Raw genomic sequence first — 26,576 nt, 5'->3', positions numbered from 1 at the left:
TCGCGGTCACGCCTGCCGTGACACCAGTTCCACGACGGTGATGTCCGACGGTGCGCCCACACGCACCGGCGGACCCCACGCCCCGGCTCCCCTGGTGACGTACAACTGTGTGTCGCCGTACCGCTCCAGCCCGGCGACCGTGGGATTCACCAGTCCCGCAAGGTAATTGCCCGGCCAGATCTGCCCCCCGTGGGTATGGCCGGACAGTTGCAGATCGACACCGTGGGCTACCGCGTCATCGATGAGCACGGGCTGGTGTGCCAACAGGACGGCGGTCCGCGAGCGGTCCCGGTCGCCGAGTGCCTTGCCGAAGTCGGGGCCATGCCCGGTACGTTCGCCCTGCAGGTCGTTCACGCCCGCCAGATCGAATCCGGGCAACTCCGTGCGGGCGTTCGCGAGCAGGTGCATCCCGAGTTCCTGAACGTGGTCGATCCACTGTTCGGCGCCGGAGAAGTACTCGTGGTTGCCGGTAACGAAGAACGCGCCGTGGCGCGCGTGCAGGTCGGCCAGCGGCTCGACGGCGGACCGCAGGTGCTCGACACTGCCGTCTACCAGGTCACCGACGATGGCGATGAGGTCCGGCTGAGTGTCATTGACGGTGTGGACCACCCGCTCGGCGAAGCCGCGGCCCAGGATGGGGCCGAGATGGATATCGCTGACCACCGTGATGCGGAATCCGTCCGCTCGGCGCGGCAGTTTCGCCAGCGGCACGGCCACGTGCTTGACGCTCGGTCCATCGAGAACGCTGTAGGTCCCCGAGCCGACGGTCGTCGCCGCGGCGGCCACGGCCGCACCGCCCACGATTCGGGAGACGAAGACCCGGCGCGGCATCCGATCGGCCGTGGCCGCGAGCTGCGACCGAACAGCAGTGTCCGGCAATGCATTCAGCTCGGATGCGGAGTCCGCGGATGCGACGGCGGCGACCGGTACGGTCACCGATTTCTCGCCGAACCGCAGCAGCACAAGCCGCACCGGCTCGCCGACGAACAGCGCGAACAACAGGTAGACGAACAGCGCACCCCACAGGTAGCCGGGCCAGGCGATGATCCGGACGAACGGCAATGGCGCCGAGGCCAATTCGGCGACCGCCGAGCCGACCAGCAGCAGCGGGCCCGCCACTACGACGGCGGTGCCGACGCGCCGCCCGCGGGACCCGGCGGTGGTCGTATCCCGCACGAGACGCCGCCACACATACCAGTGCAGCGCGCCGAACAACGCCAGGACGACGAGGCACAACGCCAGGACGACGATCCCGACGAGAACAATCACAACGACCACGGCTGCACTTTCTGCGAACAATCCAGTTCCGCGGCACCAACTTACGTCACCGCATCGTCAGTGCGTGCCGCATCCGGTTCACGCCCGGGTCATGTCGTCCGCTCGATGACGCCGCGCACGAAGGCGGCCTGGCCCGCATGCTGCAGATCGTCGGAGATCACGCTGACCAGCCGGACGCCGAGCGTCACCGGCGGATCCCATCGGATGTCCACGATCCGTTCGAGGTCGCTGTCGCCCAGTTTCCGGACGAAGCGCAGCGTCTGCTCGTGCACCGCGTCGTAGTAGCCGGTGAGCAGCTCGGCCGGGGCGCGAATGACGGCGACGTCGACGGGACGGTCACCGTATCCGGTCGCCCTCCCATCGATCGGCAGGGCGAACCGGTCGGACCAGCCCCGCGCCGTCCACACCTGCTCAACGTCGGCGACTTCGGAGACGTGGTCGTCCTGCACCCGGGTCAGATGCCAGACGAGCCACGCGATCGAGTTGGCACCCTGGTCGATCCGGTGGGCCAGCTCATCTTCGCCGAGCCCGTCCACCGCTTCGTGCACCACCTCCCGAATCCGTTCGAAAGCATCGGTCAGCACATCGGCACTCGTCATCGTTGTCGGCTCCTACATCGATGTCTGGTGCCGTCGACCGTACCCACCCACGCGCCGGCGCGCCGGAACATTCAGCCAACGCGGGACCCGATTCCATTCGGTTCGACGGCCAGAGCGTCGAATTCCCGTACGATGGCGCCATATTGAACGTGCCGTTGATTAACGGTACGATATAAATCGGCGAGGTTGGTTCTCTTGCCTCCTGAGGGAATTGATGTCGACCAGACCAACCAGTTGGTCATTGACTGGACAATACGTACCGAAGTGAGGAAGTACCGATGATCCAAGACGTCGACGCCGGACGTGCCCGGCGAGTGATCGCCCGGGTGGCGCTGGCTTCCGCGATCGCGCTGACGCCCATCGCCGTCACGGCAGCACCCGCGCTGGCACAGGAGCCCTCGGTCGCGGTCACGCAGACGAACCAGGGCGAGGAGATCCACGGCGGCTGGGGCCACGGGGGCTGGGGCCATGGCGGCTGGGGTCGCGGTGGCTGGGGTCGCGGTGGCGGCTACGGGGGTTGGGGCGGTTATGGCGGCTGGGGCAACCCCTTCGGCTACTGGGGCAGCCCGTTCGGCATCTGGCCGGGCCTCGGGTTTTTCCTGCCCGGCACCGGAAGCGCATTCTGATCACGACGACGCCCACCACAGTCGGCAGGTGATTTCCGGCTCCGCGCCGCCGGTCCAGACAACCGGCACATCGGAGCCGGAAAACGCCTGTCGCCCAACAGATCAGTTTTCGGCAGCGCCGACGGGCTCCCGTGCGGGCCGGATCGGCGAATCCGGCTGCCGGACCGGTCGCAACACTCCACGCGTACCGCGTAGGACGACTCTGATCGGATGCATGCCCGGCCCGGAACGGGCCTCGTCGGGGTCCGGCTCACTCCGCTGACCGGCGAGCACCCCTCCCGCACCTACCAGCACCGCCGCATAGGCGACGACGTAACCGTTCATCAGAATCGGCGCGATCGGCCACCACGGCGGATACAGGAACAGCCCGACACTCACGTAGGTCTCGCTCCACTGATAGGTCCACGCACCGATCGAGACGTACAGAACGGCCGCGCCGATCCACCACCGCGGACGGGTCAGCGCCTTGTGTACGAGGTGGACCAGCAAGGGCACGAACCACACCCAGTGATGCCCCCAGGAGAAGGGCGAGATCGCGCAGGCGGTGAGACCGGCGAGCACGATAGCGAGCAGCCGTTCCCCGCGTGCGTGCAGCCGCGCCGTCACCACCAAGCTGATAGCGGCCACAGCGCCCGCCACCGGCAGCCACAGCCACATCGGTGCGGGATGACCGGTCAGATGCGCGATGGCGCCCCGAAGGGATTGGTTGGCAGGGTGGGTGTCCAGCGCGATGCGATCGGACTGGAGGAACGTCGAACTCCAGTACTGCCATGAGTCGGCGGGCAGGACCGCCCACGCGAGGCCGACCGACGCCACGAAAGTCGCCGACGCCGTCAGCGCCGCGCGCCACTGTCGCAACGCGATGAAATGCGCGACGAAATACAGCGGAACGAGCTTGATCCCCGCGGCCACGCCGACACCGAGACCGCGTAGCCCGCCGCGATCACCGCGCGCGCAGTCCCACAGCACCAGCAGCATGAGAACCAGGTTGATCTGCCCGTAGTACAGCGTGGTGCGGACCGGCTCGATGAACGCACAGGTGATCGCCAGCAGCGCGCAGGCCGAGGTCGACCGCGCGTCGAGCCGGTACCCGAGGATGCGCCAGCTCAGCCGGATACAACCGAACAAGACGATCAGGTTCACCGCCAGCCACGTGTTGGTGACCCACCCCCACGGCAGCAGATCTATGGGGATGAAGGCGAGGGTGGAGAACGGCGTGTAGGTGTAGAGCAACCCGTGCAGGCTGGGTTCGGTGTAGAGCGGATGCCCGTGCAGGACGCGCCACGCGCCGTCGCGGTAGACGTGCGCGTCGAGACCGCCGACCAGAATGCCCGCCTGGTCGAGCCATGGATCGACCGTGGTGAAAACCAGCATCAGCGCGACAAGGGCGCTGCCCATCAGGACGAAAAGCGCTGGGCCCGTGCGCGGAACCTCCAGCGACCGCGAATTGCGCACCCAAGCCTCATCGTTGATCGAGCTGTTTCTTCGATATCACATCTGTTGCCGTGCAGCGATTTTGCCGACGCTCAACCTACCCAACCACGTCAGGGCGAGCATGCCCCAAAGATTTGGGTCGTTTCGTCGGGTTTCGCCCGTTCCTCCCGCGGTTATACCCGGTCGCTCGGATATCAAACCCTGCGCGATCACGACGCATCCGGTGGCGACCGTCACAACAGGACACATCACCCGGTACCAGCACGTGCGACGACCGCGCCATCGCCCGAATGCCGATGTCCTGTCGTCTCGGATGGGGGCGAGCGTCGGCCGGGAATCCGCAACACGCCGGCAGCCTCGAATTATGCTGCCGCACAAGAAGAGAACATGAGGAAAGTAATCGCCGTGTCTCCGGAGCGGCGCAGCGCGATACGGGCTTCCAGCTTCGACACAGCACCCTGTCGTCGAACTCGACCTGGACAATCCGCCACTCCATTTTCCAGTAGTTTTCATTGGGATAGGCACCGGATAGGCTGGCACGCTGGACAAATCAGCACATTATTCGCTACCCCAGTGAACGCATCGAATGAGGTCGCCGAAGTGCACACGGAATTCGCACACGAGATCAGTGCCGGCGCGCCAACGTTTTCCGTCGAATTTGCAGAATGATTGCTTCGGGAAAGTCGTCCAGCCGAAATGGGTGGGCCGAGATCCGGCATCTCGAGACTCGCCGGTTCGCACGGGCTGCGCCCCCGCATCGAGCGCGAGGTCGGCGGCGACGTCGCCGAGGCGGTGTTCGTCACCAACCCCGCTACGCAAAGCCGGGAACCGAAGGCAGCGTCGTCGAATGCGCCACGCGCTACGAGAATTTCATCGGCGGCGAATGGACCGCCCCGGTCGAGGGCCGTTACTTCGAGAATCCTTCCCTGGTGGACGGAGCGACGTTCTGTGCGGTGGCGCGATCGTCGGCGGCCGATGTCGATCTCGCTCTCGATGCCGCGCACCGGGCGTCCGACGGGTGGGGACGCACGTCGGCCACCGAGCGTGCCAACATCCTCAACAAGATCGCCGACCGGATCGAGGCGAACCTCGAGGCTCTGGCGGTCGCCGCGGCGAGTTCCGGGTGGGCGCATCGGACGTGCTGCTCGGCCACCTCGGTACGGACACCCCGTTCTGGATGAGCGCCGACCAGTACGAGTACTGGCGCCACACCCACCTCACCGTCGACGTGGTGCCGGGACGGGGCAGCGGATTTTTCCCTCGAAGCGCCCGAAGGGGTGCGCTTCCTGATCCGTTCCCGCCTGCTCACCGACGAGGAGATGGCCTACCTCGACGCGGAGCCGCCACCACGAACCAGGGCGGATCCGCCCCGTTGAACGGCGCACCGGCGGACTGCCGGATACGGCACCGGCGGTGCACCGACAGGGCTGCTCACCGAATGCCGCCTCGGTGAGCAGCCCACCTTTCACCCACGGCGGTGGCACAGACAGCTGGTTTTCGGAAGTGGCGACACCGGAATCCGGCGCATGCTGAGGCTCCTGACCGAACCTGGACTTGGAGGAAACAGTGGCTCTCGGCATGTGCGTGATCATCGGGGCGTTCTTTCTGGCGATGGGCGCCTATGCGCTGATCGCGCCGACCGTGCTGATCCAGCCGTTCGGCATTCAGCTCACCGCACCGAGCGCACGCTACGAGGTGCGCGCCGTCTACGGCGGCTTCGGCCTCGCAATGGCGGCCGTGCTCGCCGTAGCGGCACTGGATGTCGGATCGCTGCGCGCCGGGATCATGGTCACCGTCGGCGCTGCGCTGGCGGGTATGGCGGTGGGTCGGGTGCTGTCCGCGGCACTCGACGAACGAACGGCCTTCTACCCCAATTGGTTCTATTGCGCGGTGGAGGCGATCGCGGCCACCGCGCTGTTCCTCACGGCGTAGCGGCGCAGGCGAGGTGGACAAAACATGCAGCCACCACCGCAGTGCCTCGCGGTTCTCTGCGATTGAACCCTCCGGCTAGCGGTCCACAGAATCAGTTGCTGCGCTGGACTTTCCGAGCTTGTTCAGCGCCAGGTAGCCAGCCGACACCAACGCCGCCCACACCACGCCGACCGCGAGCGCCGTCCGCCCGCTGTCGGTGAAGAAAAGCAGCACGACCACCAGACCGAGGAAGGCCAACGCCAGCACGGTGGTGTAGGGCGCGGCAGGCAGCCGGTAGTCGCTCGCGGGGAGTTCACCACGCGCGACCTTGGCCCGATAAAGCAGGTGGCAGACCAGGATGATGCCCCAGACGAAGATGATGCCGATGGTCGACACCGAGGTGATGTAGGCGAACGCCTTGTCCGGGGAGATGATATTGACGATCACGCCGATCACCATCGCAGCCGCCGACGCGGTGATCCCGGCGTAAGGCACCGCGTTCGCGCTCAGTTTGTTCAGCCGGCCAGGCGCCTCGCCGTGCAGCGACAGAGTGCGCAGCATGCGGCCGGTCGAGTAGATGCCCGAGTTGCAGGACGACAGCGCCGCGGTGAGCAGCACGAAGTTGATGATGCCCGCCGCTCCGGGAATGCCGATCTGCTCGAAAACCTCCACGAACGGACTCTTGCCCGCGTGGAAGTTGCGCCAACTGGACACCGACATGATCACCACGAGCGCACCGACGTAGAACAGGCCGATGCGCATCGGCAGCGTGTTGATCGCCTTGCGCAGGGTCTTGCGCGGTTCCCGAGCCTCCCCGGCCGTGACGCCGACCAACTCGACACCGACATAGGCGAACAACACGATCTGCAGCACCAGCAGTGACTGTCCGATGCCGTTGGGGAACACGCCGCCCACGGCCCACAGGTTCGTGACGGTCGGGTCGGCGGCATGGCCGAAACCGAACAGCAGCACGCCGATGCCGAGCAGGATCATGCCGACGATCGCGGTGACCTTGATGGTGGAGAACCAGAACTCGCCCTCGCCGAACAGCCGCACCGAGATCAGGTTCGCGCCGAACATCACCGCGAGCACGACCAGCGCGGTGATCCACGGTTCGATGTCGAACCAGTACTGCACATACTTGCCCGCCACGGTGATCTCGGCCATGCAGGTGGCAACCCACACGGCCCAATACGACCAGCCGGTCACGAATCCGGCGAAGCGGCCCAGGAATTCGTGCGCGTACTCGGCGAAGCTGCCCGAGACGGGGCGATAGGTCAACAGCTCTCCGAGCGCCCGCATGATCACGAAGATGACTACACCCGCGGCCAGATAAGCCAAGATCAGTCCGGGTCCGGCCTGCTCGATCGCGCCACCCGCGCCGTAGAACAAGCCGGTGCCGATCGCGCCACCGATGGCGATCATCTGGATGGTGCGCGGACTCAGCCCCCGTGCGTAGCCTTCCGAGTCGCCGGAGTCCGCCGAGCTCAGCGGCCCCGTGTCCTGGAGTTGACGGTCGGAGGCTGTCATCGTGCGGTCCTTCCCCTCTTACAGCAGGGACGCCGGGATCGTCGCTCGGTGCGCCGACCACATGGCGTCGGATCGTCGCCTGTTCGGCATCGATCACGGTCACGCTACCGGCCCGCGCCGCCACGCGCCCGCCGCACTGCCCGATGCTCCCGGCCGAACGCCGGGCCTGGCGAAGCCTTCCCGACCAACCGTCCACCATGCCATCATCGGTGTCATCACTGATGGCTTCGGCGAGGATGGGCTACGGCGAATGATCAGCACACCGGTGCGGGCCATGCGGGTCGAGCGCCGCTCATGACCGAACAGCCCACCCAGCGGCCGCGACGACGCCACTACGCACTTCGCGCAGTGGTCGCCCTCGGCGCGGTCATCGTCGTCCTGATCGGCGCGGCGTTCGCGGCGACAACAGTGCTGCATATCCCCTCGCCGCCGACGCTGCTGCGGCTCATGACGACTCCGCCTTCCATCCAGGGCGAACTGTTCACGAGCCGGACCGTGGCCGCCTCCCCCACCCCACGCCCGCTGCCCGTCGGGACCGAGCCGCTGCCGGACACGGTTCCGTGGCGCGGTTCGCGGGTTTCGGTCGCACAGTTCCTCGACACCACGCACACCAACTCGTTCCTGGTTCTGCGCGGCGGCGCGCTGACCCACGAGTGGTACCGCGACGGCGTCGAGGCGACGTCGCGCCAGTCCTCATGGTCGGTGGCGAAGTCGGTCGTGTCGCTGCTGACCGGCCGGGCCGTCGACGCGGGGAAGCTGCGCGAGGACGATCGACTGGTGGAGATCCTGCCGGAGCTGACCACCGGCGGCGAATACGACACCGTCACCATCCGAGACCTGCTCGACATGACCTCCGGCGTCGACGTCTCGGAGAACTACAACAAGTACATGCCGCTGACCGGGACCGCCCGGATGTACCTCACCGAGGATCTGGCCGGCTTCGTCCACGCGCATCGCGGCCTGCGGTTCATCCCCGGGAGCGAGGGCGAGTACCGCAGTGTGGACACCCAGCTACTCGGCATGGCGCTGGCGAAGGTCGAGGGGCTACCGCTGAGCGAACTGTTGCAGCGCGACATCTGGGGTCCGATCGGCGCGCAGGACGACGCGCTGTGGAACCTCGACCGCGCGGGCGGACAGGAGAAAGCGTTCTGCTGCCTCGACGCCACCGCCCGCGACTTCGCCAAGATCGGCAGGCTGGTGCTGGACGGCGGGCGGGTCGGCGACGCGCAGATCGTGCCGCCCGCGTGGCTCGAGCGCATCCGCATCCCGGCGCCGCACCAGGTCGGCGACTGGCGCTATGGGGCGCAGTGGTGGCACCCCACGGGCGGAAGCGGCCAGGACATCTCGGCAGTGGGGGTCTATGGGCAGTACATCTACGTCGACCCGCCGAGCGGCACGGTCATCGTGAAACTCAGCGATCACGGGACCACCCAGGACGAGCAGGAGACCGTCGACGTGTTCCGTGCGATCGCACGGCGCTGAGGCGGCGCGCGAAATACGCCGGGCTCACCGAGTGTTGGGACTGGCGATCGCACCTTGGAGGAGACTCATGATCGACGTCCCGCTGTCCGTACTGGATCTCGCGCCGGTGCAATCCGGCCGCACCGTCGGCGAGGGGCTCGACGCGACCACCGAATTGGCGCGGCGTACCGAGGCGGTGGGCTATCACCGCTTCTGGGTCGCCGAACACCACAACATGCCGGGTATCGCCAGCTCGGCGCCGAGCGTGCTGCTCGCCCACCTGGCGGCCGCCACCACGACCATCCGGGTGGGTTCCGGCGGGGTGATGCTGCCCAACCACGCGCCGCTGGTGGTCGCCGAACAGTTCGGCACCCTGCACGCGCTGCATCCTGGACGGGTCGACCTGGGCATCGGGCGGGCGCCAGGCACCGACCAGGCGACCGCCCGCGCGCTGCGCCGGACCGAGGACGGACTGTCGGCGGCGTCGTTCCCCCGGGAACTGGCGGCCTTACTCGGCTACTTCCGCGGCCCCGATCCCGGTGGCATCGCCGCGACGCCCGGTCGTGGCGAGGAGCCTGAGGTCTGGCTGCTCGGCTCCAGCGGCTACAGCGCCCAGGTCGCCGCGGTGCTCGGCCTGCCGTTCGCCTTCGCCCACCACATCAGCCCGGCCAACACCGAGTCCGCGCTGGCGCTCTACCGCGAGCACTTCCGGCCGTCGGCACAGCTGGAGCGCCCGCACGCGATGGTCGCGGTCGCCGCGATCTGCGCCGACACCGACGAGCGCGCCGAAACCCTCGCCGTGCCCCGCGACCTCGCCTTCCTGAACCTGGTGAGCGGCAGGCCGCAGGCGCTGGCGAGCCAGGAGGAGGCGGCCGCGTTCCGGCCTTCCGAGCGCGAGCGCGCGTTCATCGAGCAGCGCAGGGCCGGACAATTGCTCGGCTCGCCGCAGACCGTGCGCGCTCAGCTCGACGACCTGCTGCGGCGCACCGACGCCGACGAGCTGATGATCAACACGCTCGTCTACAACATCGACGACCGCGTCCGCTCGTTCGAATTGATCAAGGAGAAGGTCGCGGCCTGACCCGCTTCAGTGCAGTCGGAAGCCGTGATCGGTCAGCGAATCGCGCAGCCGGTGCCTGCCGTTGAGGTCGGCCGCCGACGCGAGCCTGATCGAGTCCGCGGCCTGAGCCGAAACGCAGGTAACCTGAGTAAGGTAATCCTAATTACTACGAACTGTCGGAGGTTCCCTATGGCACGACCCCGCACCACCCTCACGGTGCAACGCACCGAATGGCTGACCCCGCACCTGATCCGCGTCCACCTCGGCGGCCCCGGTTTCGCCACGTACCAGCCCAGCGAGTTCACCGACTCGTACGTGAAATTCATCTTCCCGCGTGACGGGAGCGAGGTGGTGCGCACCTACACCGTTCGCTCGGTGGACCAGGCCGCCGGGGAGATCGCCGCGGATTTCGTCTTCCACGGCGCGGAGGGGATCGCGGGACCGTGGGCGGCCTCGGTACAGCCGGGCGAGACCATCGACCTCTACGGCCCAGGCGGCGCCTACTCCCCGCGCTCGGACGCCGACTGGCACCTGTTGGCCGGTGACGAGGCGGCGCTGCCCGCCATCGCGACCGCCATGGAGGCGATGGATGCCGACGCGGCCGGGCTCGCGTTCGTCGAGGTCGCGGGCCCCGATGACGAGCTGCCGCTGAAGAAGCCGGACGGCGTCGAGCTCACCTGGCTGCACCGCGGCCTCCGCCCGCCGGGCGAACTGCTCGCGGAGACCGTCCGCCAGGCGCCGTGGGCGCCGGGGCAGGTCCAGGTCTTCATCCACGGCGAGGCACAGGCCGTCATGCACGATCTGCGCCGCTACGTGCGCAGGGAACACGGCGTGCCCGCCGAATGGGCCGCGTCGATTTCCGGCTATTGGCGCCTCGGTCGCACCGAGGAGGGCTTCCGGCAGTGGAAGGCCGAACTCAACACGACAGAGTCCGCGGCGGCCGCCTCGGCCAACACCTGAGCCACGCGACGCGAGGCACCCTTGAAGGCTGTGAACACCCGAAGACGTTGCCGCCCAGCATTATTCACCGGTCAGTCGCCCCAGCCGCTCGATGCCAGGATGGCGTCCCAGGTGAGCGAGGGCAGCTCGGGGTGGCGTTGGCGCAGGATCTCACCGGCCAGGCTCCCCGGTGGAGCCTTGCGCCTATCGGCCAGCGCCTGAGCTTCGATGTCGTCGGCGCGCGGAATCGCCTGCGATAGTCGCTCGGCGTGGTGCCGAGCAATTCGAGGAAGGTGCGGCGCATCGTCTCCTCCGAGCCGAACCCGCTGTGGCGGGCCACGGCCGCCATCGGCTCGTCGCCGGATTCGAGCAGCGCCTGCGCGGCCTCGAGCCGCACCTGCTTGACGTACTGCCCAGGAGTCATGCCGATCTCCTGCCGAAACAACCTGCTCAGGTGGCGCTCGCTGAGCGCGCCGCGAGCGGCCATCGCGGCAAGGCTGTGATCCGCGGACAGGTTCTCGACCACCGCGTCCACCACTCGACGCAGCCCGTCGGTGCGCGGTGTCGCGATGCTCGTGCGCACGCTGAACTGCGACTGCCCGCCGGGCCGATGCAGGAACACGACGAGGTGCTTGGCCAGCGTGCGGGCGAGCTCGGCGCCGTGCTCCTCCTCCACGAGGGCCAGCGCCATGTCGATGCCCGCGGTGACGCCCGCGGAGGTGATGATCGGCCCATCCCGCAGGTAGATGGCATCGGCGTCGACTCGAACGCGCGGGAACCGCTGTGCCAGTTCAGCACATGCCAGCCAGTGTGTGGTGGCACGCCGTCCGTCGAGCAGACCCGCTTCGGCGAGCACGAACGCGCCGGTGCACACCGACGCCACCCGGCGGGACGCACCGCCGACCGTCCGCACCGCGTCCACGAGCGCGGCCGGAACGCGGTCCTCCGGCGAATATCCCGGCACCACCAAGGTTTCGACCGAGCCACCCACGTCGCCGAGCGCGCCGTCGACGCCGAGCGGCACCCTCACGTCGGTGCGCACCGGCGCACCGTCGGGCGAGGCGAATCGGATCCGGTGCCCTGCCCAGTGCAGCACCTGGACGGGTCCGGCGACGTCGAGCATCAGCACACCGTCCGATACCGCCACCACGACGTCATCGCTTGCCTTCATGAACCCAGTCTCGAGCCCACGAGGGCATGTCGGCAAGGACATACACCCCACAGATCCGGACAGGCCGAATGGCGGCTCGACCCTCGGGCGATGGATCAGGGTGGGCATGTCGGGCAGCGCGCGGAGTCGGCGAGCATTCGACGGCGCACCGATCGCGCCGCCGGCTTCGACCGCGGCGAGCCGCCCGAGCGCCGTAGTGGCCCTCGGGCGGCTCGCCGGATATCCGGAACGACGCGCGCTACTGCTGCGGCACGCGCAACGCGTCCTCCACGAACTTCGTGGTGTATGTCTCGGACAGGTCGATGCGATCGCGCACGGGTCGCACGTTCTTCGAGTATTTGCCGAGAATGTCCAGAACGTTTTGCGCGCCTTCGGGTTTCATCAGACCGTCGCCGTTGAACATGCCGATCGAGTCACGAATCGACTGGACGTAGAGGTCCTTGCCCGCACTGGCGTACTGCGACGGCATCTTCGCCGCGATCTCCTCCGGCGTGTGCGCCTTGATCCACTGCAACGTCTGCACGAACGCCGCGGCGAGCTTGCCGATGATGTCCGGATGGGCATCGATCGTCGCGCAGTTCATGTACAGCGAGGACGCCGGATACAGCCCGCCGAGCGCCGCCCTGGTGCCCTCTTCGGTGCGCATGTCGACCAGGATTCGCGCCTCGCCGGAGTTCAGCATCTGCGCGACGGTCGGGTCGGTGGTCATGCCCGCGTCGATGCCGTCGTGGTTCATGCCCGCGATGAACGTCTGTCCCGCACCGACTTTCACGCGCGTGTAGTCGGCGGTGGACATGCCCTCCTGGCCGGTGAGCGCCTGGGTGAGGAAGTCGGTCGAGGAACCGAGCGAGGTCACGCCCAGCTTCTTGCCGCGCAGATCGGCCACCGAGGTGATGGACGCCGCGTCCGCCGCCGACACCAACTCGACCTCGCCAGGTACGTCGGACAGCTGCACCACCGAGCGGATGCACTGGTCCTTGGCCTGCAGATCGATGGTGTGGTCGTAGAACCCGACCACGCCCTGCACGTCGCCGGTGAGCAGCGCGGTTTCGGCGGTGGCGCCGGACTGCTCGCCGAGCAGCTTCACATCGATGTCGTTGCGTTCGAAGAAGCCGAGCTGCTGGGTGAGCATGGCAGGCAGGTAGATCACCTTCTCCAGCCCGCCGACCATAATGGTGATCTGCGGTCGGCCGTCGGACATCGGAATGCTGCGGGAGTCCCGGCATCCCGTGGCCAGCAGCAGTGCCGCGACCGCGACGACGACGAGCGCCAGATGCTTGCGGTAGCTCATGGTCAGATCCCGTGGTTCGAGGTCGCCTGCGACGGACGCCATTTCAGCAGCCGGTTCTCCGCCATGCCGATCGCCCACTCGGCGATCAGCGCGATCACCGTGATGATGATCATGCCCGCGTAGATGCCTGCCGAGTCGAAGGTGCCCTGGGCGTTGCTGATCAGCAGGCCCAAACCCTTGCTGGCACCTGCGTATTCGCCCACGACCGCGCCGATCAGGGCGAAGCCGAAGGCGGTGTGCAGACTGGACAGAATCCAGGTGGTGGCACTCGGCAGCACAATGGACGCCAGCACCTGTCTCCGGCTCGCGCCGAGGATGCGGGCGTTGTTGATGACATTGCCGTCCACCTCGCGCGCACCGGTGAACGCGTTGAAGAAGACCGCGAAGAACACCAGCACCACAACGGTCGCGACCTTCGAGCTCAGTCCGAGACCGAACCAGATGATGAACAGCGAAGCGAGCACGATGCGCGGAACGGCATTGAGCGCCTTGATGAACGGCGCGAGCACATCGGCCCAGTACCGGCTGCGGCCGAGCAGCACACCGAGCACGACGCCCGCCACCGTGCCGATCGCGAAACCGAGCACCGCCTCCTGCACGGTGGTGTAGATCTGCAGCCAGATCGAGCCGAACTGAGTTCCCTCGGTGAACCATTCGACCAGACGCGCCCAGATCAGCGAGGGCTTGGAGTAGAAGAAGGGATCGATCCACACCGACGCGGTGAGCTCCCACGCCCCGAGCCACAGCGCCACCAGCACGGCGCGCAGGCCCCAGGTCCGGACGCGGGCACGCCGGGCGTTGGTCCGCACCCTGGCGAGGATCTGCTCCTCGGTCTCGCTCTCCACCACCGGGATGGCGGGCCCGTTCTTGTCCAGCACGTCATGCGACACGGGAGGCTCCCTTCGCTCGAGCCGCCTCGACCTGGTCGCGCAGCGTTTCCCAGATTTCTTTGTAGATGTCGCGGAACTCGGTGGTCAGTCGCACGTCCTCGACGCTGCGCGGCCGCTCGAGCCCCACGGTGAAGTCGCCGCAGACGGTGGCCGGGCTCGCGGTCATGACGACCACCCGGTCGGCGAGCACGATCGCCTCCTCCAAGTCGTGGGTGACGAAGATGACCGCGGCGCCGGTACCCGCCCAGACCCGCAAGAGCTCGTCCTGCATGAGCTGGCGGGTCTGCACGTCCAGCGCGCTGAACGGCTCGTCCATCAACAGGATTTTTGGACCATTGACCAGTGTCTGAGCCAGCGCGACACGCTTGCGCATGCCGCCGGAAAGCTGGTGCGGGTAGTAGCCCTCGAACCCGGCCAAGCCCACCTTTCGCACCCACGCCGACGCCTTCGCCCGCGCCTCGGATTTCGACGCGCCACGCAGGCGCGGGCCGAGCGCGACGTTGTCCAGCACGCTCTTCCACGGCAGCACCGCGTCCTGCTGGAACATGTAGCCGATGCCGTCGGGGATGCCGTGCACGTCCTTGCCATACACCAGCGTCTGTCCGGCCGAGGCCGGTTCCAGGCCGGACACCAGGGAGAGCGTGGTGGACTTGCCGCACCCGGTCGGGCCGACGACGGCGACGAATTCGCCGGGGCGCACCTCCAGGTTCAGGTTCCGCACGGCGGTGTGGATGCCGCCGCCGGTGCCGGGGAAGCGCTTCGTCGCACTCCGCAGCTCGATCAGTGGTTCTATCATTGCTTCCTACTCCTGCGAGATCGGGATAGGGCGAACGTACGTGTCTCGGGTCACACTTCGGAGCTTGTGCGCACAACCGCCACAAACACGGGATTCGCAGGTTTTGCGCATTCTGCTCACGCCGCGTGGAGTGGTCCGACGGGCTTCGTCCGCCCCAAACCGCGCCGGACCGAGCGAAGGCGAGACGCCGCACAACAGGCGCAGCCGGACGGAGTCCGCCCCAGACCGCGCCAGGTCGAGCGAAGGCGAGACGCCGCACAACAGGCGCAGCCGGACGGAGTCCGCCCCAGACCGCGCCGGGTCGAGCGAAGGCGGACAGCCGCCTATGCTGCGGCCATGGCCACTGAGCGCGTACGGGCCGTGCGGTTGCGGACCCAGGTTCTGCTGTTGCAGATCGTGGTCGTCACGCTGACGCTCGGTGTCGCGTTCGCGGTGTTCGGCTACCTCACCGATCAGCGGCTGCGCGACGCCTACGGGCAGCGCGCGCTGGCCATCGCCCGCACCGTCGCGGCCGACCCGGTGGTGCGCGGTGAGGTGAGCAGGTACGCGCCCGGCGTGGTTACCGCCGACCCGGACCTGCACAGGGAGCTCGCCGCGGGTCCGCTGGAGCGGATCGCGGTCGACGCGACGCAGCGGAACGAGGCGCTGTTCGTGGTGATCACCGACGATGCGGGCATCCGCCTCGCGCATCCGGACCAGACCCGGCTCACCGAGCACGTCAGCACCGACCCGTCCGAAGCGCTCGCCGGCCGGGAGGTGATCGATGAGGAACGCGGCACACTCGGCGACTCGGTGCGGGCGAAAGTTCCTGTGCTGGAACCTGATTCGGGGCGTATCGTGGGCGCGGTGAGTGTCGGCATCGCTACCGACGCGGTGCACGATCAGTTGCTGGACGATCTGCGCACCGCGGGCATGCTGGTCGGTGCCGCGCTGCTGGTCGGCATCGCCGGTTCGATCCTGCTCGCCCGGCGCTGGCGCGGGCTGACGCTCGGGCTCGAGCCGGGCGAACTCGCCGAGCTCGTGCGCGGCCAGGCCGCGGTGCTGCACGGCATCGGCCGCGGGGTGCTCGCCGTGGATTCGTCCTGGCGTACGACGTTCGTCAACGACGAGGCGCGCAGGCTGCTCGGCATCGGACCGGACATCGGGCGACCGGTGGACGAGGTCGGCTTGACCCCCCGCGTCCTGGAAGTGTTTCGCGGCCTGGACGAACAACCCGCTTCGGCGACGGTTGGTTCGCATATCGTCGTCGTCTCCGCGCGGCGGGTCAGCCGCGACGGGCGCAATCTCGGCGCGGTGCTCACCGTGCGCGACCGCACCGACGTGGAGTCGCTGACCAGGCAACTCGACGCCGTGCAGTCGATGAGCACGGTGCTGCGCGCGCAGCGGCACGAGTTCTCCAACAAGATGCATCTGATCAGCGGCCTGCTGCACAGCGGACGCGTCGATGAGGCGTCGCGATCGATCGACGAGCTGATCGGCGCTGGACCGCTCGGCGCCGCGACACCGGGCATCGACGCCATTCACGACGCCTACCTCCAGGCGTTCCTGGCCGCCAAAGCCGCGCACGCCAGGGAGAGCGGCGTCGAACTCGTGCTCGGTCCGAACACCTGGGTGGAGGGCAGCCTCGCCGATCCCGTGGACGTGACGACAGTCCTCGGCAACCTACTCGACAACGCGATAGAGGCGGTCCGCGCCTCCGACCGTCCGGTGCCGCAGGTGGAAGTCGAATTGGTACAGGAGGATTCGACATTGCACATCACCGTCGCCGACAGCGGTGACGGTGTCGCCCCCGAGCTGGTCGATTCACTCTTCACCGAGGGGACCTCGACCAGGGAGGACCACGGTGTCCCTGGTGGACGTGGTGTCGGCCTGGCCCTGATCCGCCAGATCGCGCGCGCTCACGGCGGCGACGTGCGCCTGTCCAGCGCTGGTGGCGGCGAACCACCGCTCACCGGCGCCGAGTTCATCGCTCGCATGCCCGGAGTGCTCGTCGACAGCGAGGTGCCATGGCCGCAGCAGATCTGAATGTTCTCGTCGTCGACGATGACTTCCGGGTGGCGAATCTGCATGCCGGAATCGTCGACTCCATCGCGGGTTTCACCATCGCGGGCACGGCCAACACCCTCGCCACCGCGCGGGAACTCGTCGCGGCGGGGCCGATCGATCTCGCGCTGGTCGACGTCTACCTTCCGGACGGTTCCGGCATCGACTTCGTTCGCGAGATCTTGTGCGACGCCATGATTCTCACCGCGTCCACCGAGAGCGACACCGTGCGGGCGGCCATCGCGGCGGGCGCACTGGCCTACCTCGTGAAACCGTTCCCGCATACCGACCTGGCCGCCCGGCTGGCCGCCTACGCCCGCTACCGCCGCATCCTTGCGGTGCCGCAGGTCGACAACGCTCGGGTGTCCGCCGCGCTCCATGCCCTGCGGCCCGCGGCCGCCGCCAGCACCCCGGCCGCGGTCGGCTCACCCACCAAAGACCTTGTCCTGCAATCCATTGTCGATGCGGGCGTACCCTTGTCCGCGGGCGAGGTTGCCACCGCCATCGGCATCTCACGCGCCACCGCGCAGCGCTATCTGGCCACCCTCGTCACCAGCGGCGCCGTGCGCATGGGCCTGCGCTACGGCAGCACCGGCCGCCCCGAGCAGGAGTACTCCGCGGCGCCCCAGCGGTGAGTCGCCGCGGACCGTTCACAGGCGATCGGCGACCGACGGGAACCGCCGTGCCACGGCTCGTACGGGGCGCGCGCCGCGTCCCGAAGAGCTCCTCGTGGATCGCGAGTGCGCTGCGCGTGCTGTGGGAGCTGCGCGACGGGCGCGCGGTCGCCTTCCGCGAGTTGCAGGTCTCGTCGGTGGTCCGGGCCGAATCTCGGCGGGCGCGGCGGGTCCGGTCGCGGTAGCGTCAGGGTATGCGCAGCCTCGAGGTCGCCGTTGTCGGATACGGCTTGGCCGGGTCGATTTTCCATGCTCCATTCATCGCGGCCGAGCCCCGGATGCGGGTGGCCGCGGTGGTCACGTCGTCCGCGGAGCGCGCGGAACAGGCGCGGCGCGAACACCCGGGAGTGCGTGTGGTGTCGCACGCCGACGATCTTTTCGCCGAACCAGCGGGGCTCGATCTCGTCGTGGTCGCCACGCCCAACCGCTCGCACGCGCCGCTGGCCGCGCAAGCGCTCGACGCGGGACTGCCGGTAGTGGTCGACAAGCCGTTCGCGGTCTCGGTGGCCGACGCCGAGGCCGTGGTCGCGCAGGCCGAGCGGTCCGGCCTCGCGCTGTCGGTCTTCCAGAACCGGCGCTGGGATGGTGACTTCCAGACCGTGCGCGAGCTCGTCGAGACCGGGAAGCTCGGCCGGGTACGACGCTTCGAGTCGCGGTTCGAACGCTGGCGGCCGGTGTCGACGGGCGGCTGGCGCGAGGTCGGCTCCGACGAGGACGGCGCGGGTATCCTCCTGGACCTCGGCAGCCATCTGGTCGACCAGGCCGTGACGCTGTTCGGCCCGGTGCACTCGGTGTATTGCGAACTGGATCGGCGACGCGAGGGTATGCGCGCCGACGACGATGCCTTCGTCGCGCTCACCCATACTTCCGGCGTCCGCTCGCACCTGTGGATGAGCGCCGTGACGCCCCAACTCGGCCCGCGTTTCCGGGTGCTCGGCTCCGAGTCCGGGTACGTCAGCTATGGACTCGACCCGCAGGAGGACGCGTTGCGGTCCGGCCGCCGCCCCGGCGACGGCGCGCCATGGGGCACAGTCGAGCCCGAACATTGGGGGCTGCTGGGCGCCGAACCGGACACTGTGCCGACACCGACCGCCCCGGGCGATTACACCGCGTTCTACTCCGCGATGGCCGCGGCGCTTCTCGACGGCGCGCCCGTTCCGGTCGACCCGCGCGACGCCGTCACCACACTGCGTCTGCTGGCCAAGGCGCGGGAATCGGCGGACACGGGTGTGACCGTGACCGCCTGACCTGGCCGCCTCCACCGCGACTCGATAACGTCGACACCCGGTGTCGACCGCATCGCGTCGACCACTCGGTGGAGAGGAGATCCGAATGGGTTCAACGATTTTCGCGGTGCTTCTACCGCTGGCCCTCGCCTTGGTGATGTTCGGGCTCGGATTGACCCTGACACTGGACGATTTCGCGCGGGTGCTGCGGTTTCCGAAGGCCGCGGTGATCGCGCTGGTGTGCCAGATGGTCGTGTTGCCCGCGGGCTGCCTCGGCTTGATCTACCTGTTCGGCCTTGACGGCGCGCTAGCGGTCGGCATGATGCTGCTCGCCGCGTCGCCCGGCGGACCATCGGCCAACCTGTTCAGCCACATCGCCGGGGGCAACGTGGCGCTGAACATCACGCTCACCGCGATCAATTCGGTGCTCGCGGTGTTCACCATGCCGCTGGTCGTCGCCTTGTCCCACACGTTGTTCCTGGACGGCGAGGGATCGCTTGGGCTGCGACCGGACAAGTTCGCCCAGGTCTTCGTCATCGTGCTGGTGCCGGTCGTGATCGGGATGTGGGTGCACCGACGGTTCACGCCGTGGTCGGAGCGGATGCGCGGCACCGTGAAGATCCTGTCCATCGTGGTGCTCGCGCTGGTGGTCGCCGCCGCGGTGGGCAAGAACTTCGACACGCTCACCGAGAACATCGGCACACTGGCCTCGATCTGTCTGCTGTTCGCCGTCGTGAGCCTGACCATCGGCTACTTCGCACCCCGGTTGTTCAAGGTGGACGCCGACCAGGCGATCGCCTCGGCGATGGAGATCGGCGTCCACAACGGGGCGATCGCGATCACCGTCGCCGCATCGGTACTTGGCAACGACACCATGGCCGTGCCAGGGGCGGTGTACGGCGTCCTGATGAACATCCCCGCGGCCATCGCCGCGTATCTGCTGGCCAAGCGGGCGCGGCGGGACCTACCTACCCCGGTGCCGAGCGTGGCCGGTTAACGGCGGCTACGGGCGATTCGGACACGAACCGGCCCGGTGAGTAGCCTTTCGGATGTTCGACGCCATTCGAAGGGAGCCAGCTGCGCGATGCAACCGCTCGGTGCGAACGATCCGACGCGGATCGGCGACTACCGGCTGCTCGGCGTGCTCGGCGCGGGCGGCATGGGCCGGGTCTACCTGGGACGGAACGCGGGCGGGCGCACTGTCGCGGTCAAGGTCATCCGACCGGACATGATCGATGCCGAATTCCGCGAGCGCTTCCGGCGCGAGGTCACCGCGGCACGCCGGGTCGGCGGCCGGTTCACCGCGCCGGTGCTCGACGCCGACGTGGACGCCGATCCGCCGTGGCTCGCCACGGGTTATGTGGCCGGGTTCTCGCTGGCCGACGCGGTCGACAAATACGGGCCGTTTGCCGCGAACTCGATACTCGTGCTGGCGCACGGGCTGGTCGAGGCACTGACAGCGGTGCATGGGGCAGGCGTGGTGCACCGCGACCTCAAACCGTCGAATGTCCTCCTCGCTCTCGATGGTCCCAAGGTGATCGATTTCGGCATCGCCCGCGCTGTCGATGACAGCGCGCTCACCACCACCGGAAAGGTCATCGGCTCACCCGGGTTCATGTGTCCGGAACAGGTGACCGGCGATGCGGTGGGTTCGCCGGCAGACATCTTCGCGCTCGGCGGGGTGTTGGTATTCGCGGCGACCGGCCACGGGCCGTTCGGCGTCGGCGAGACCGTGCAGCTGCTCTGGCGGGTGGTGTATGAGGAGCCGCAGCTCGATGACGTACCGGAACGGCTGCGGCCGCTGCTGGCAGCCTGCCTGACCAAAGATGTCGCGGCGCGCCCGACCCTCGACCAGCTGCTCGCCGAACTGACCGCGCTCGGCATTCCCGATCGCGGCGGCTGGCTCCCGGGCCCTGCGCTCGAGGAGGTCAGCAGGCGTGCGGTCGAGCTGCTCGACCTGGACTCCGGCCCGGTCGACCGGGCCGAGTCCCCGACACCCGGGCCGCCGGATCCCGCGCGAACCGCCGATACCGTAGTCCGCTCCACGCCACCACCGCACCACCAATATCCGCAGGGTGGCGACGCCGGAAGGTCGGGGCCGACGCCGGGATGGCAACCCGGCCCGCCGCCCGGGTCTGCTCACCAGCACGGCGGACAGCAGACATATCAGCCCATGCAACCAGGTTCGGCTCCATTCGGATCATCTGCCGCACCAGCGTCGACACCACGCCGCCCAGCCCGCGCCGTGTTGATCGCGGGGGCGCTCGTAGTCGGCATCGCGGTCGCGGCTGCCTCGTTCGTTGTCGGCACCCAGCTGCGGAACAAGGACTCGAACGGCTCCAGCGCGACGACCAATGGCTACTCCCCGTCAACCGTAACGGATTCTACGGGCACACGGACGGTCAGCGGTTCTCCCTCCTCTAAGGTGCCGAAAGCGTTTGTCGGCGAATGGAAAGGGGTCGCCAGCGACAGCTTTGCGTCGTTCGACATCGTGCTGACCATCCGGGACGGCAAAGTCGGCGAAGAAGTCGCCTCGTCGTCGAACACCGGCAAGGTGTCCGCGAGCCGCTGCGAACGCGCCGAAACCTTGACCAGCGCCGCCAAGACCGAGATCGGCTTGGTCGCGCGGCTTTCCGGCGGCGCCGCCGACTGCTTGGACAACGGGTCCACCTCGACCGTCAAGTTGCTGCCTGACGGTTCGGTGTCCTACAGCACCTCCGGCCTCATCGGCAATATCGAAGGCGTGCTGCGCAAGGGTTAGTGCGACGGTGCGCCCTATCCTGAGACCCTCGCGCGCAGGCGGGTAATGCCACACGCGGTACTTCAGCGGGAGTGAGAACTAGAGCCGGGGCGCATGGATGCCTGCTGCCCGACTGGTCTCCCCGCATGGAGCGTACCGCCGCTGTGCATGAGCATCGACAGCTGTGACGGCTCGATCGATCGACCCGAGGCGGACTACTCAGGCCGATTCGTGCCGACGACGCCGTCTCGGCTGCTGGTTGCCGCAAGGAAGGCACGCCGTGAGCGCGGTCCTCCGATGGCGGTTAAGGTGCGGCGGTGGATAGAGCCGAATTTGTCGAGCGCGGTGCCTCCATCGCCGACCGTCTGACGACAACCCAAGCACAGCCGCCGTGGTGGCTGGTCGCCGCCGCCGCGGTGGCCGCGCTCGTGCTGGTGGTGTACACCCCGATCTGGCGGTTGACCCGCAATATCGTCACCATCGCGCATGAAGGTGGCCACGCCCTGGTCGCGCTGCTGACCGGCCGCAGGCTCAACAGCATCAGATTGCATTCGGACACTTCGGGTCTGACGGTGTCGAGCGGAAAACCATACGGCCTCGGGATGGTCCTTACCACGATGGCGGGCTACCCGGCACCGCCGCTGCTCGGTGTGGGGTTCGCGGCGTTACTCGGCTCGAGCCGGATCACGCTGATGCTCTGGACCGCCATAGCGCTGCTCGCCGCGCTGCTGATCAAGATCAGGAACATCTACGGCGGCATTACTGTCCTCGGTCTCGGAGCGGTCGTCTTCGTCGTGTCGTGGTTCGGAACCGACACGCTGCAAGCCGGTTTCGCGTATCTGGGCGCCTGGTTCCTGTTGTTCGCCGGGGCGCGACCGGTGGTCGAACTCCAGCGCGGGCGCTCACGGCAGCAGCGATCCCGGCACCACGACGTCGACTCCGATGCCGACCAGCTCGCCCGGCTCACCCATCTGCCCGGACTGCTGTGGGTGGTGGTGTTCGTTGCGATCGCGGTGGGCGCGCTGCTGCTCGGGGCGGGGTTGCTTATCTCCGACATCGCCGAACTCTGCCTTCCGCAGTTGTCCTCCGGCACCTGCCCCGTGCGGTGACCGTCGCCGCTACCGGAGCGGACCACGCTTCGCATGCCGAGCGCGGTGCGAAGTACGGGTAGTTCGTCGCCGCAGCGACATCACACACCGCCGATCGCACACCGTTTGTGGCGCCGCGGGCGCCTACGCGCGGATCGTCCTTCTCTCCGTGACACCTCGACATCTCCCCCACCAACGGAGCACACACGGTGAAACCTGCCACCGCGGTCGAAGATCGGCTCTCACCAGACTTCTATCGACTCTGGGCTTCGTTCACCATCAGCCAGATCGGCAGTGCACTCGGAACAGGTGCGCTGCCGTTGGTCGCCATCGTGGTGCTGGATGCCTCGGACCTACAGGTGTCGCTGATGGCAGCTCTGTCAGGTATCGCCAGCGCCGCCATCGCACTCCCGTTGGGATCGTTCATCGAGTTCCGCCGTAAACGCCCGATCATGATCCAAGCTGATCTGGCATCGTTTGTCGCGCTCAGCAGCGTCCCGGTGACCGCCTGGCTGGGTGTGCTGACCTACGCCCAACTGTGCGTGGTCGGCACGATCCAAACCCTGTGCGGCATCGTGTTCAACGCCGCCAACGGCGCCCACGTGAAATCCCTTGTGCCCGAACCACAACGCGTTCGAGCCAACAGCCGCTTCGAAACAACCTTTTGGATGGCCTCCGCCCTGGGCGCACCAGCCGGCGGCGCGCTCGTCTCGATGCTCGGCGCCACGATCACCCTCGTAATCGACTCGGCCAGCTACCTGCTGTCCGCGCTCGGCATCCGCAGCATCGCCACCCCCGAGCCCGAGCCCGCACACGAAAGACGCGAACAGCACTGGGTCACCGATATCCGCAGCGGATGGTCCTACATCTTCGCCCAACCCACACTGCACCGCCTGTTCTGGAACGCGATGATCTTCGGCGGCTCCCTCATGCTCACCGCGCCACTGGTTGCCCTGCTCATGCTCCGCGAACTCGGCTTCGCACCCTGGCAATACGGACTTGCCCTCGGCCTTCCGTGTCTCGGTGGCCTGCTCGGATCTCTCTGCGCACCAAAGCTTGTCGCCGTCTTCAGCGAGCGCACAGTGCTGCTCGGTTTCGGCACCCTCCGTACCTGCTGGCTGGGCCTGCTTCTCGCCGCAGGACCCAGTACATTCGGGCTGGCCATCATCATGGTCACCGAGACACTGCTGCTGTTCTGCGCCGGAGTCTTCAACCCCGTCTTCACCACCTACCGGATGAACTGCACCGCTGATGACCACATGGCCCGCGTCGGTACCGCCTGGTCGAGCAGCGCCAAAAGCTTCCAACCCGCGTTCATCGCACTCGGTGGCGTCATAGCCGCCGCGACCAGTCTCCGGGTCGCGATCGGATGCGCCGCCGTCACACTGCTCGCCAGCTGCCTACTGCTTCCATGGCGACAGACCGTATGGTCTGGAAGTGCCGCTATCCCAGCGCCGCCACCGCGTCCGTGACCAGATCCTCCGGCGTGCGGGCTGCGTCGATCGTGATGCCGTTCTCATCGGCGGCCAGCGGCTCCAGCGCCGCCAGCTGCGAATCGAGCAGGTTCGGTGGCATGAAGTGTCCGCGGCGCCCGGTCATGCGGCGCGCGAGTTCAATTCGCGGCACGGCCAGATGCACGAAGAACGCCTCGGGAACCGCCGCGCGCAGCCGGTCTCGGTAGCTGCGTTTGAGCGCCGAGCAGCTGACCACGCCACCCTGCTCGGTGTGCTCGGTCATCCACGCGGCCACCGCGTCCAGCCAGGGCGCCCGGTCCGCGTCGTCCAGCGGCGTCCCGGCCGCCATCTTCGCGACGTTCGCGGCCGGATGGAAGTCGTCTCCTTCGGCGTACTCGATGCCGAGCGCGTCGGCCAGCCGGGTGCCGACCGTCGACTTCCCGGAACCCGACACTCCCATCACCACGATCATCGGTGCGCCTTCCCGTTCCGGCATGTCGAACCCCTCCGCTGGTGTCTCGAACCGGGCCGATCCAGTGATCGGCCCGGAATATCGGACACCGACACTATCGGCGGAGATCAGGACCACCGACGCGGGCGCACGACTGTGGCGCACCCCATACCATCGGCGTGCACTTCGCCCGCCACGCACCATTTAGTGCGGTTCTCCCACGCGGGGCGGCCGGAGGCTGGACCATAGATGCGTGCAGTGATGTGGGGGGCCGCGTTCTTTCTGTTGTGTTCAGCGATCCTTATCCGCCCAATCAGGAGGAAAAGATCCATGGTGACTACTCGGAATTGTCAGCGCTCCGCCCGCACTGCGGCTGTTTTCGTGACGATGGGTGCCGCCCTGGTGCTGGCCGCTGCTCCCGCTCTCGCCGACAACGCTATCGACATCGGTGACGCCGCGCCGAGCAACGTCGGAGTCAACTACAGCTGCGATGCCTCAGCCGGGGCGACAAGCCTCAAGGCGATGGCGGGGGAACCCGACGCGGAACGTCCCGCAGCCCTCGGCATCCAGAACGACCTCACCTGTGACGGCGCCAAACACGTCGCCACCGTCCCCTTGGCCGGAGCCACCGGCGAGGCGCCGTTGCAGTCGGGCCAGGTCGTGCAGGTGCGAGTTGCCCTGGTCGGTCAAAACGATGTCGTCGTATCCGGGCAGGCGAAGGTGCTCACCCTGGGGTGAGCCCTGTCGTCTGCGATCCTCAACGCGGCCAACTCCTCGCCGCCCGATGGATGGTGTCGATGGCGCCATCCATCGGGCGGGCACACCCCTGTACCGATGACGATGCTCCTGACGCGCACAGACCACGGGCCGTCTCAGGTGCTCGCCGCCGGAACAGCCTGCGTCGCGATCTATTACGCAATGACATGCTCGTGCACGCGATAGGTGGTTGTGATGTCGAGGCGCCTCGCCAGGGTTGGGCACATGACGACGCTGCAGCGCTATATCGCAGAAGAGATCGCCGCTGACCACGCCGACGGCATCCTGACCCGGCGGGAAGCGTTGCGCCGGTTGGCTCTGCTCGGCTTCGGGATCACCGCCGCGGGTGCGCTGCTCGCCGCCTGTTCGGGCGGGGACCCCCGAATAACCGATTCGGCGCCCTCGCCTGCTACCCCCTCGGCGCCGCCGACATCCCCATCGGCACCGCACGGCTCGGCGACCGCGGTCCCTCCGACGGCCATCACGTTCGGCGGACCCGACGGGAAGCAGCTGCAAGCCGCGTGGGCGTCGGCACCGCAGCCGCGCGGCGGGGTGCTGGTCATCCACGAGAACAAGGGCCTCACCGACCACATCCGCTCGGTGACCGGACGATTCGCGGGTGCCGGATACTCCGCGCTCGCCGTCGACCTGCTTTCCGCACAGGGCGGCACCGCCGCGTTCACCGATCCGGCCGCGGCGACCGCCGAACTCAGCCGCATTCCGCAGAAACAGTTCGTGGCCGACCTGCGGGCCGGGCTCGACGAACTGCAGCGGCGGGTCGAGGGAAAGAAACTCGGCACGACCGGTTTCTGCTTCGGCGGCGGCCTGGCGTGGTTACTGCTTGCCTCCGGGCCGTCGCCGCTCGCCGCGGCAACACCCTTCTACGGACCGTTCCCGGACAACGGTGATCTGTCCGCGTCCAAGGCCGCCGCGCTCGCGGTCTACGCGGCGGCCGACATCCGGGTGAACGCTTCCCGCCCGGCCGCCGAGGCGGCGCTGGTTCGTGCGGGCAACCCGTACGAAATCTTCATCGCCCCGGACGCCGACCACGCGTTCTTCAACGACACCGGCCCACGCTACAACGCCGCGGCCGCCACCGAAGCCTGGCGCCGCGTACTGGACTGGTACGGCACCTACCTCGGCTGACCTGATTCCACC

Annotated in this window: 25 protein-coding genes and 2 pseudogenes; 18 read left to right on the top strand and 9 right to left on the bottom strand. The window is 67.9% G+C overall.

The window, feature by feature from the left end; genetic code table 11:
- Nucleotides 1–6 precede the first annotated feature (6 nt).
- On the bottom strand, nt 7–1,278 hold the full coding sequence (locus OHB12_RS00895; protein ID WP_327115225.1) for a metallophosphoesterase: 1,272 nt from the start codon (nt 1,276–1,278) through the stop codon (nt 7–9).
- A gap of 89 nt (nt 1,279–1,367) precedes the next feature.
- A complete protein-coding gene (locus OHB12_RS00890; RefSeq protein WP_327115223.1) occupies nt 1,368–1,877 on the bottom strand; it encodes a mycothiol transferase in 510 nt (169 codons plus the stop codon).
- Between the two features lie 278 nt (nt 1,878–2,155).
- Here OHB12_RS00890 and OHB12_RS00885 point away from each other — a divergent pair, with 278 nt between their 5' ends.
- Nucleotides 2,156–2,503, top strand: coding sequence for a hypothetical protein (locus tag OHB12_RS00885; RefSeq protein WP_327115222.1), 348 nt, complete (start codon nt 2,156–2,158; stop codon nt 2,501–2,503).
- Nucleotides 2,504–2,605: 102 nt separating this feature from the next.
- Here OHB12_RS00885 and OHB12_RS00880 read toward each other — a convergent pair whose 3' ends face one another.
- Nucleotides 2,606–3,958 carry a glycosyltransferase 87 family protein gene (locus OHB12_RS00880; protein ID WP_327115220.1) on the bottom strand — a complete coding sequence of 451 codons (1,353 nt, stop codon included), beginning with the start codon at nt 3,956–3,958 and terminating at the stop codon, nt 2,606–2,608.
- Nucleotides 3,959–4,749: 791 nt separating this feature from the next.
- On the opposite strand from OHB12_RS00880, the pseudogene OHB12_RS00875 reads away from it, so the two are divergent.
- The 3 genes and pseudogenes from OHB12_RS00875 to OHB12_RS00865 form a co-directional block, all read left to right on the top strand.
- Nucleotides 4,750–5,046: pseudogene (locus OHB12_RS00875) on the top strand (aldehyde dehydrogenase family protein); the annotation flags it as partial.
- A pseudogene (locus tag OHB12_RS00870) lies at nt 4,956–5,313 on the top strand (DUF779 domain-containing protein). The pseudogenes OHB12_RS00875 and OHB12_RS00870, both read left to right, overlap by 91 nt.
- Nucleotides 5,314–5,503: 190 nt before the next feature.
- Nucleotides 5,504–5,869, top strand: a complete 366-nt coding sequence (locus OHB12_RS00865; protein ID WP_442799924.1) for a DUF4345 family protein — start codon at nt 5,504–5,506, stop codon at nt 5,867–5,869.
- Nucleotides 5,870–5,944: 75 nt separating this feature from the next.
- Here the strand turns inward: OHB12_RS00865 and OHB12_RS00860 are convergent, their stop codons facing one another.
- Entirely contained in the window at nt 5,945–7,378 is a 1,434-nt protein-coding gene (locus OHB12_RS00860; RefSeq protein WP_327115218.1) for an amino acid permease, read from the bottom strand.
- A 1-nt stretch (nt 7,379) separates the two neighbouring features.
- Between OHB12_RS00860 and OHB12_RS00855 the strand changes: the two genes are divergently transcribed.
- The 4 genes from OHB12_RS00855 to OHB12_RS00840 all read left to right on the top strand — a co-directional run bounded on the left by OHB12_RS00855 (nt 7,380) and on the right by OHB12_RS00840 (nt 10,859).
- Nucleotides 7,380–7,676 (top strand): hypothetical protein, encoded by a 297-nt coding sequence (locus tag OHB12_RS00855; protein ID WP_327115216.1) that lies wholly within the window; start codon nt 7,380–7,382, stop codon nt 7,674–7,676.
- Nucleotides 7,673–8,860 (top strand): serine hydrolase domain-containing protein, encoded by a 1,188-nt coding sequence (locus tag OHB12_RS00850; protein ID WP_327115214.1) that lies wholly within the window; start codon nt 7,673–7,675, stop codon nt 8,858–8,860. The genes OHB12_RS00855 and OHB12_RS00850 overlap by 4 nt, the downstream gene beginning before the upstream one ends.
- A 67-nt stretch (nt 8,861–8,927) precedes the next feature.
- On the top strand, nt 8,928–9,920 hold the full coding sequence (locus OHB12_RS00845; protein ID WP_327115213.1) for an LLM class flavin-dependent oxidoreductase: 993 nt from the start codon (nt 8,928–8,930) through the stop codon (nt 9,918–9,920).
- Between the two features lie 168 nt (nt 9,921–10,088).
- On the top strand, nt 10,089–10,859 hold the full coding sequence (locus OHB12_RS00840) for a siderophore-interacting protein (protein WP_327115211.1): 771 nt from the start codon (nt 10,089–10,091) through the stop codon (nt 10,857–10,859).
- Between the two features lie 64 nt (nt 10,860–10,923).
- On the opposite strand, the gene OHB12_RS00835 is transcribed toward OHB12_RS00840, so the two are convergent.
- The 4 genes from OHB12_RS00835 to OHB12_RS00820 all read right to left on the bottom strand — a co-directional run bounded on the left by OHB12_RS00835 (nt 10,924) and on the right by OHB12_RS00820 (nt 14,986).
- Nucleotides 10,924–12,009, bottom strand: coding sequence for a GlxA family transcriptional regulator (locus OHB12_RS00835; RefSeq protein ID WP_327115209.1), 1,086 nt, complete (start codon nt 12,007–12,009; stop codon nt 10,924–10,926).
- A 238-nt stretch (nt 12,010–12,247) separates the two neighbouring features.
- On the bottom strand, nt 12,248–13,300 hold the full coding sequence (locus tag OHB12_RS00830) for an ABC transporter substrate-binding protein (protein WP_327115207.1): 1,053 nt from the start codon (nt 13,298–13,300) through the stop codon (nt 12,248–12,250).
- A 2-nt stretch (nt 13,301–13,302) separates the two neighbouring features.
- Nucleotides 13,303–14,190, bottom strand: a complete 888-nt coding sequence (locus OHB12_RS00825) for an ABC transporter permease (RefSeq protein WP_327115205.1) — start codon at nt 14,188–14,190, stop codon at nt 13,303–13,305.
- The gene (locus OHB12_RS00820) at nt 14,180–14,986 is read right to left on the bottom strand and encodes an ABC transporter ATP-binding protein (protein ID WP_327115203.1); all 807 of its coding nucleotides are present in this window, start codon (nt 14,984–14,986) and stop codon (nt 14,180–14,182) included. The genes OHB12_RS00825 and OHB12_RS00820 overlap by 11 nt, the downstream gene beginning before the upstream one ends.
- Before the next feature lie 336 nt (nt 14,987–15,322).
- Between OHB12_RS00820 and OHB12_RS00815 the strand changes: the two genes are divergently transcribed.
- From OHB12_RS00815 to OHB12_RS00780, 8 genes are all read left to right on the top strand, one after another.
- On the top strand, nt 15,323–17,011 hold the full coding sequence (locus OHB12_RS00815; protein WP_327115201.1) for a sensor histidine kinase: 1,689 nt from the start codon (nt 15,323–15,325) through the stop codon (nt 17,009–17,011).
- Entirely contained in the window at nt 16,993–17,664 is a 672-nt protein-coding gene (locus OHB12_RS00810) for a response regulator transcription factor (protein ID WP_327115199.1), read from the top strand. The genes OHB12_RS00815 and OHB12_RS00810 overlap by 19 nt, the downstream gene beginning before the upstream one ends.
- A gap of 47 nt (nt 17,665–17,711) precedes the next feature.
- A complete protein-coding gene (locus tag OHB12_RS00805) occupies nt 17,712–17,888 on the top strand; it encodes a hypothetical protein (RefSeq protein ID WP_327115197.1) in 177 nt (58 codons plus the stop codon).
- Between the two features lie 9 nt (nt 17,889–17,897).
- A complete protein-coding gene (locus OHB12_RS00800) occupies nt 17,898–18,950 on the top strand; it encodes a Gfo/Idh/MocA family protein (protein WP_327115195.1) in 1,053 nt (350 codons plus the stop codon).
- 85 nt (nt 18,951–19,035) lie between these two features.
- Complete coding sequence (locus tag OHB12_RS00795) at nt 19,036–19,926, top strand: bile acid:sodium symporter family protein (RefSeq protein WP_327115193.1); 891 nt, start codon at nt 19,036–19,038, stop codon at nt 19,924–19,926.
- 87 nt (nt 19,927–20,013) lie between these two features.
- Nucleotides 20,014–21,690: a serine/threonine-protein kinase gene (locus OHB12_RS00790; protein ID WP_327115192.1), complete on the top strand. Its 1,677-nt coding sequence runs from the start codon at nt 20,014–20,016 to the stop codon at nt 21,688–21,690.
- 296 nt (nt 21,691–21,986) lie between these two features.
- The gene (locus OHB12_RS00785) at nt 21,987–22,778 is read left to right on the top strand and encodes a M50 family metallopeptidase (RefSeq protein ID WP_327115190.1); all 792 of its coding nucleotides are present in this window, start codon (nt 21,987–21,989) and stop codon (nt 22,776–22,778) included.
- 188 nt (nt 22,779–22,966) lie between these two features.
- Entirely contained in the window at nt 22,967–24,229 is a 1,263-nt protein-coding gene (locus OHB12_RS00780; RefSeq protein ID WP_327115188.1) for an MFS transporter, read from the top strand.
- Here OHB12_RS00780 and OHB12_RS00775 read toward each other — a convergent pair.
- A complete protein-coding gene (locus OHB12_RS00775; protein ID WP_327115186.1) occupies nt 24,201–24,707 on the bottom strand; it encodes a gluconokinase in 507 nt (168 codons plus the stop codon). The genes OHB12_RS00780 and OHB12_RS00775 overlap by 29 nt on opposite strands.
- Before the next feature lie 285 nt (nt 24,708–24,992).
- Between OHB12_RS00775 and OHB12_RS00770 the strand changes: the two genes are divergently transcribed.
- Nucleotides 24,993–25,400 carry a hypothetical protein gene (locus OHB12_RS00770; protein WP_327115184.1) on the top strand — a complete coding sequence of 136 codons (408 nt, stop codon included), beginning with the start codon at nt 24,993–24,995 and terminating at the stop codon, nt 25,398–25,400.
- Between the two features lie 243 nt (nt 25,401–25,643).
- Nucleotides 25,644–26,564, top strand: coding sequence for a dienelactone hydrolase family protein (locus tag OHB12_RS00765; protein WP_327115182.1), 921 nt, complete (start codon nt 25,644–25,646; stop codon nt 26,562–26,564).
- Nucleotides 26,565–26,576 lie beyond the last annotated feature (12 nt).

This window comes from Nocardia sp. NBC_01730 (assembly GCF_035920445.1).
In the GTDB taxonomy this organism is placed as follows: Bacteria; Actinomycetota; Actinomycetes; order Mycobacteriales; family Mycobacteriaceae; genus Nocardia.
Note: the sequence above shows the minus strand (reverse complement) of the source record. Positions and strands in the feature narration are given on the sequence as shown.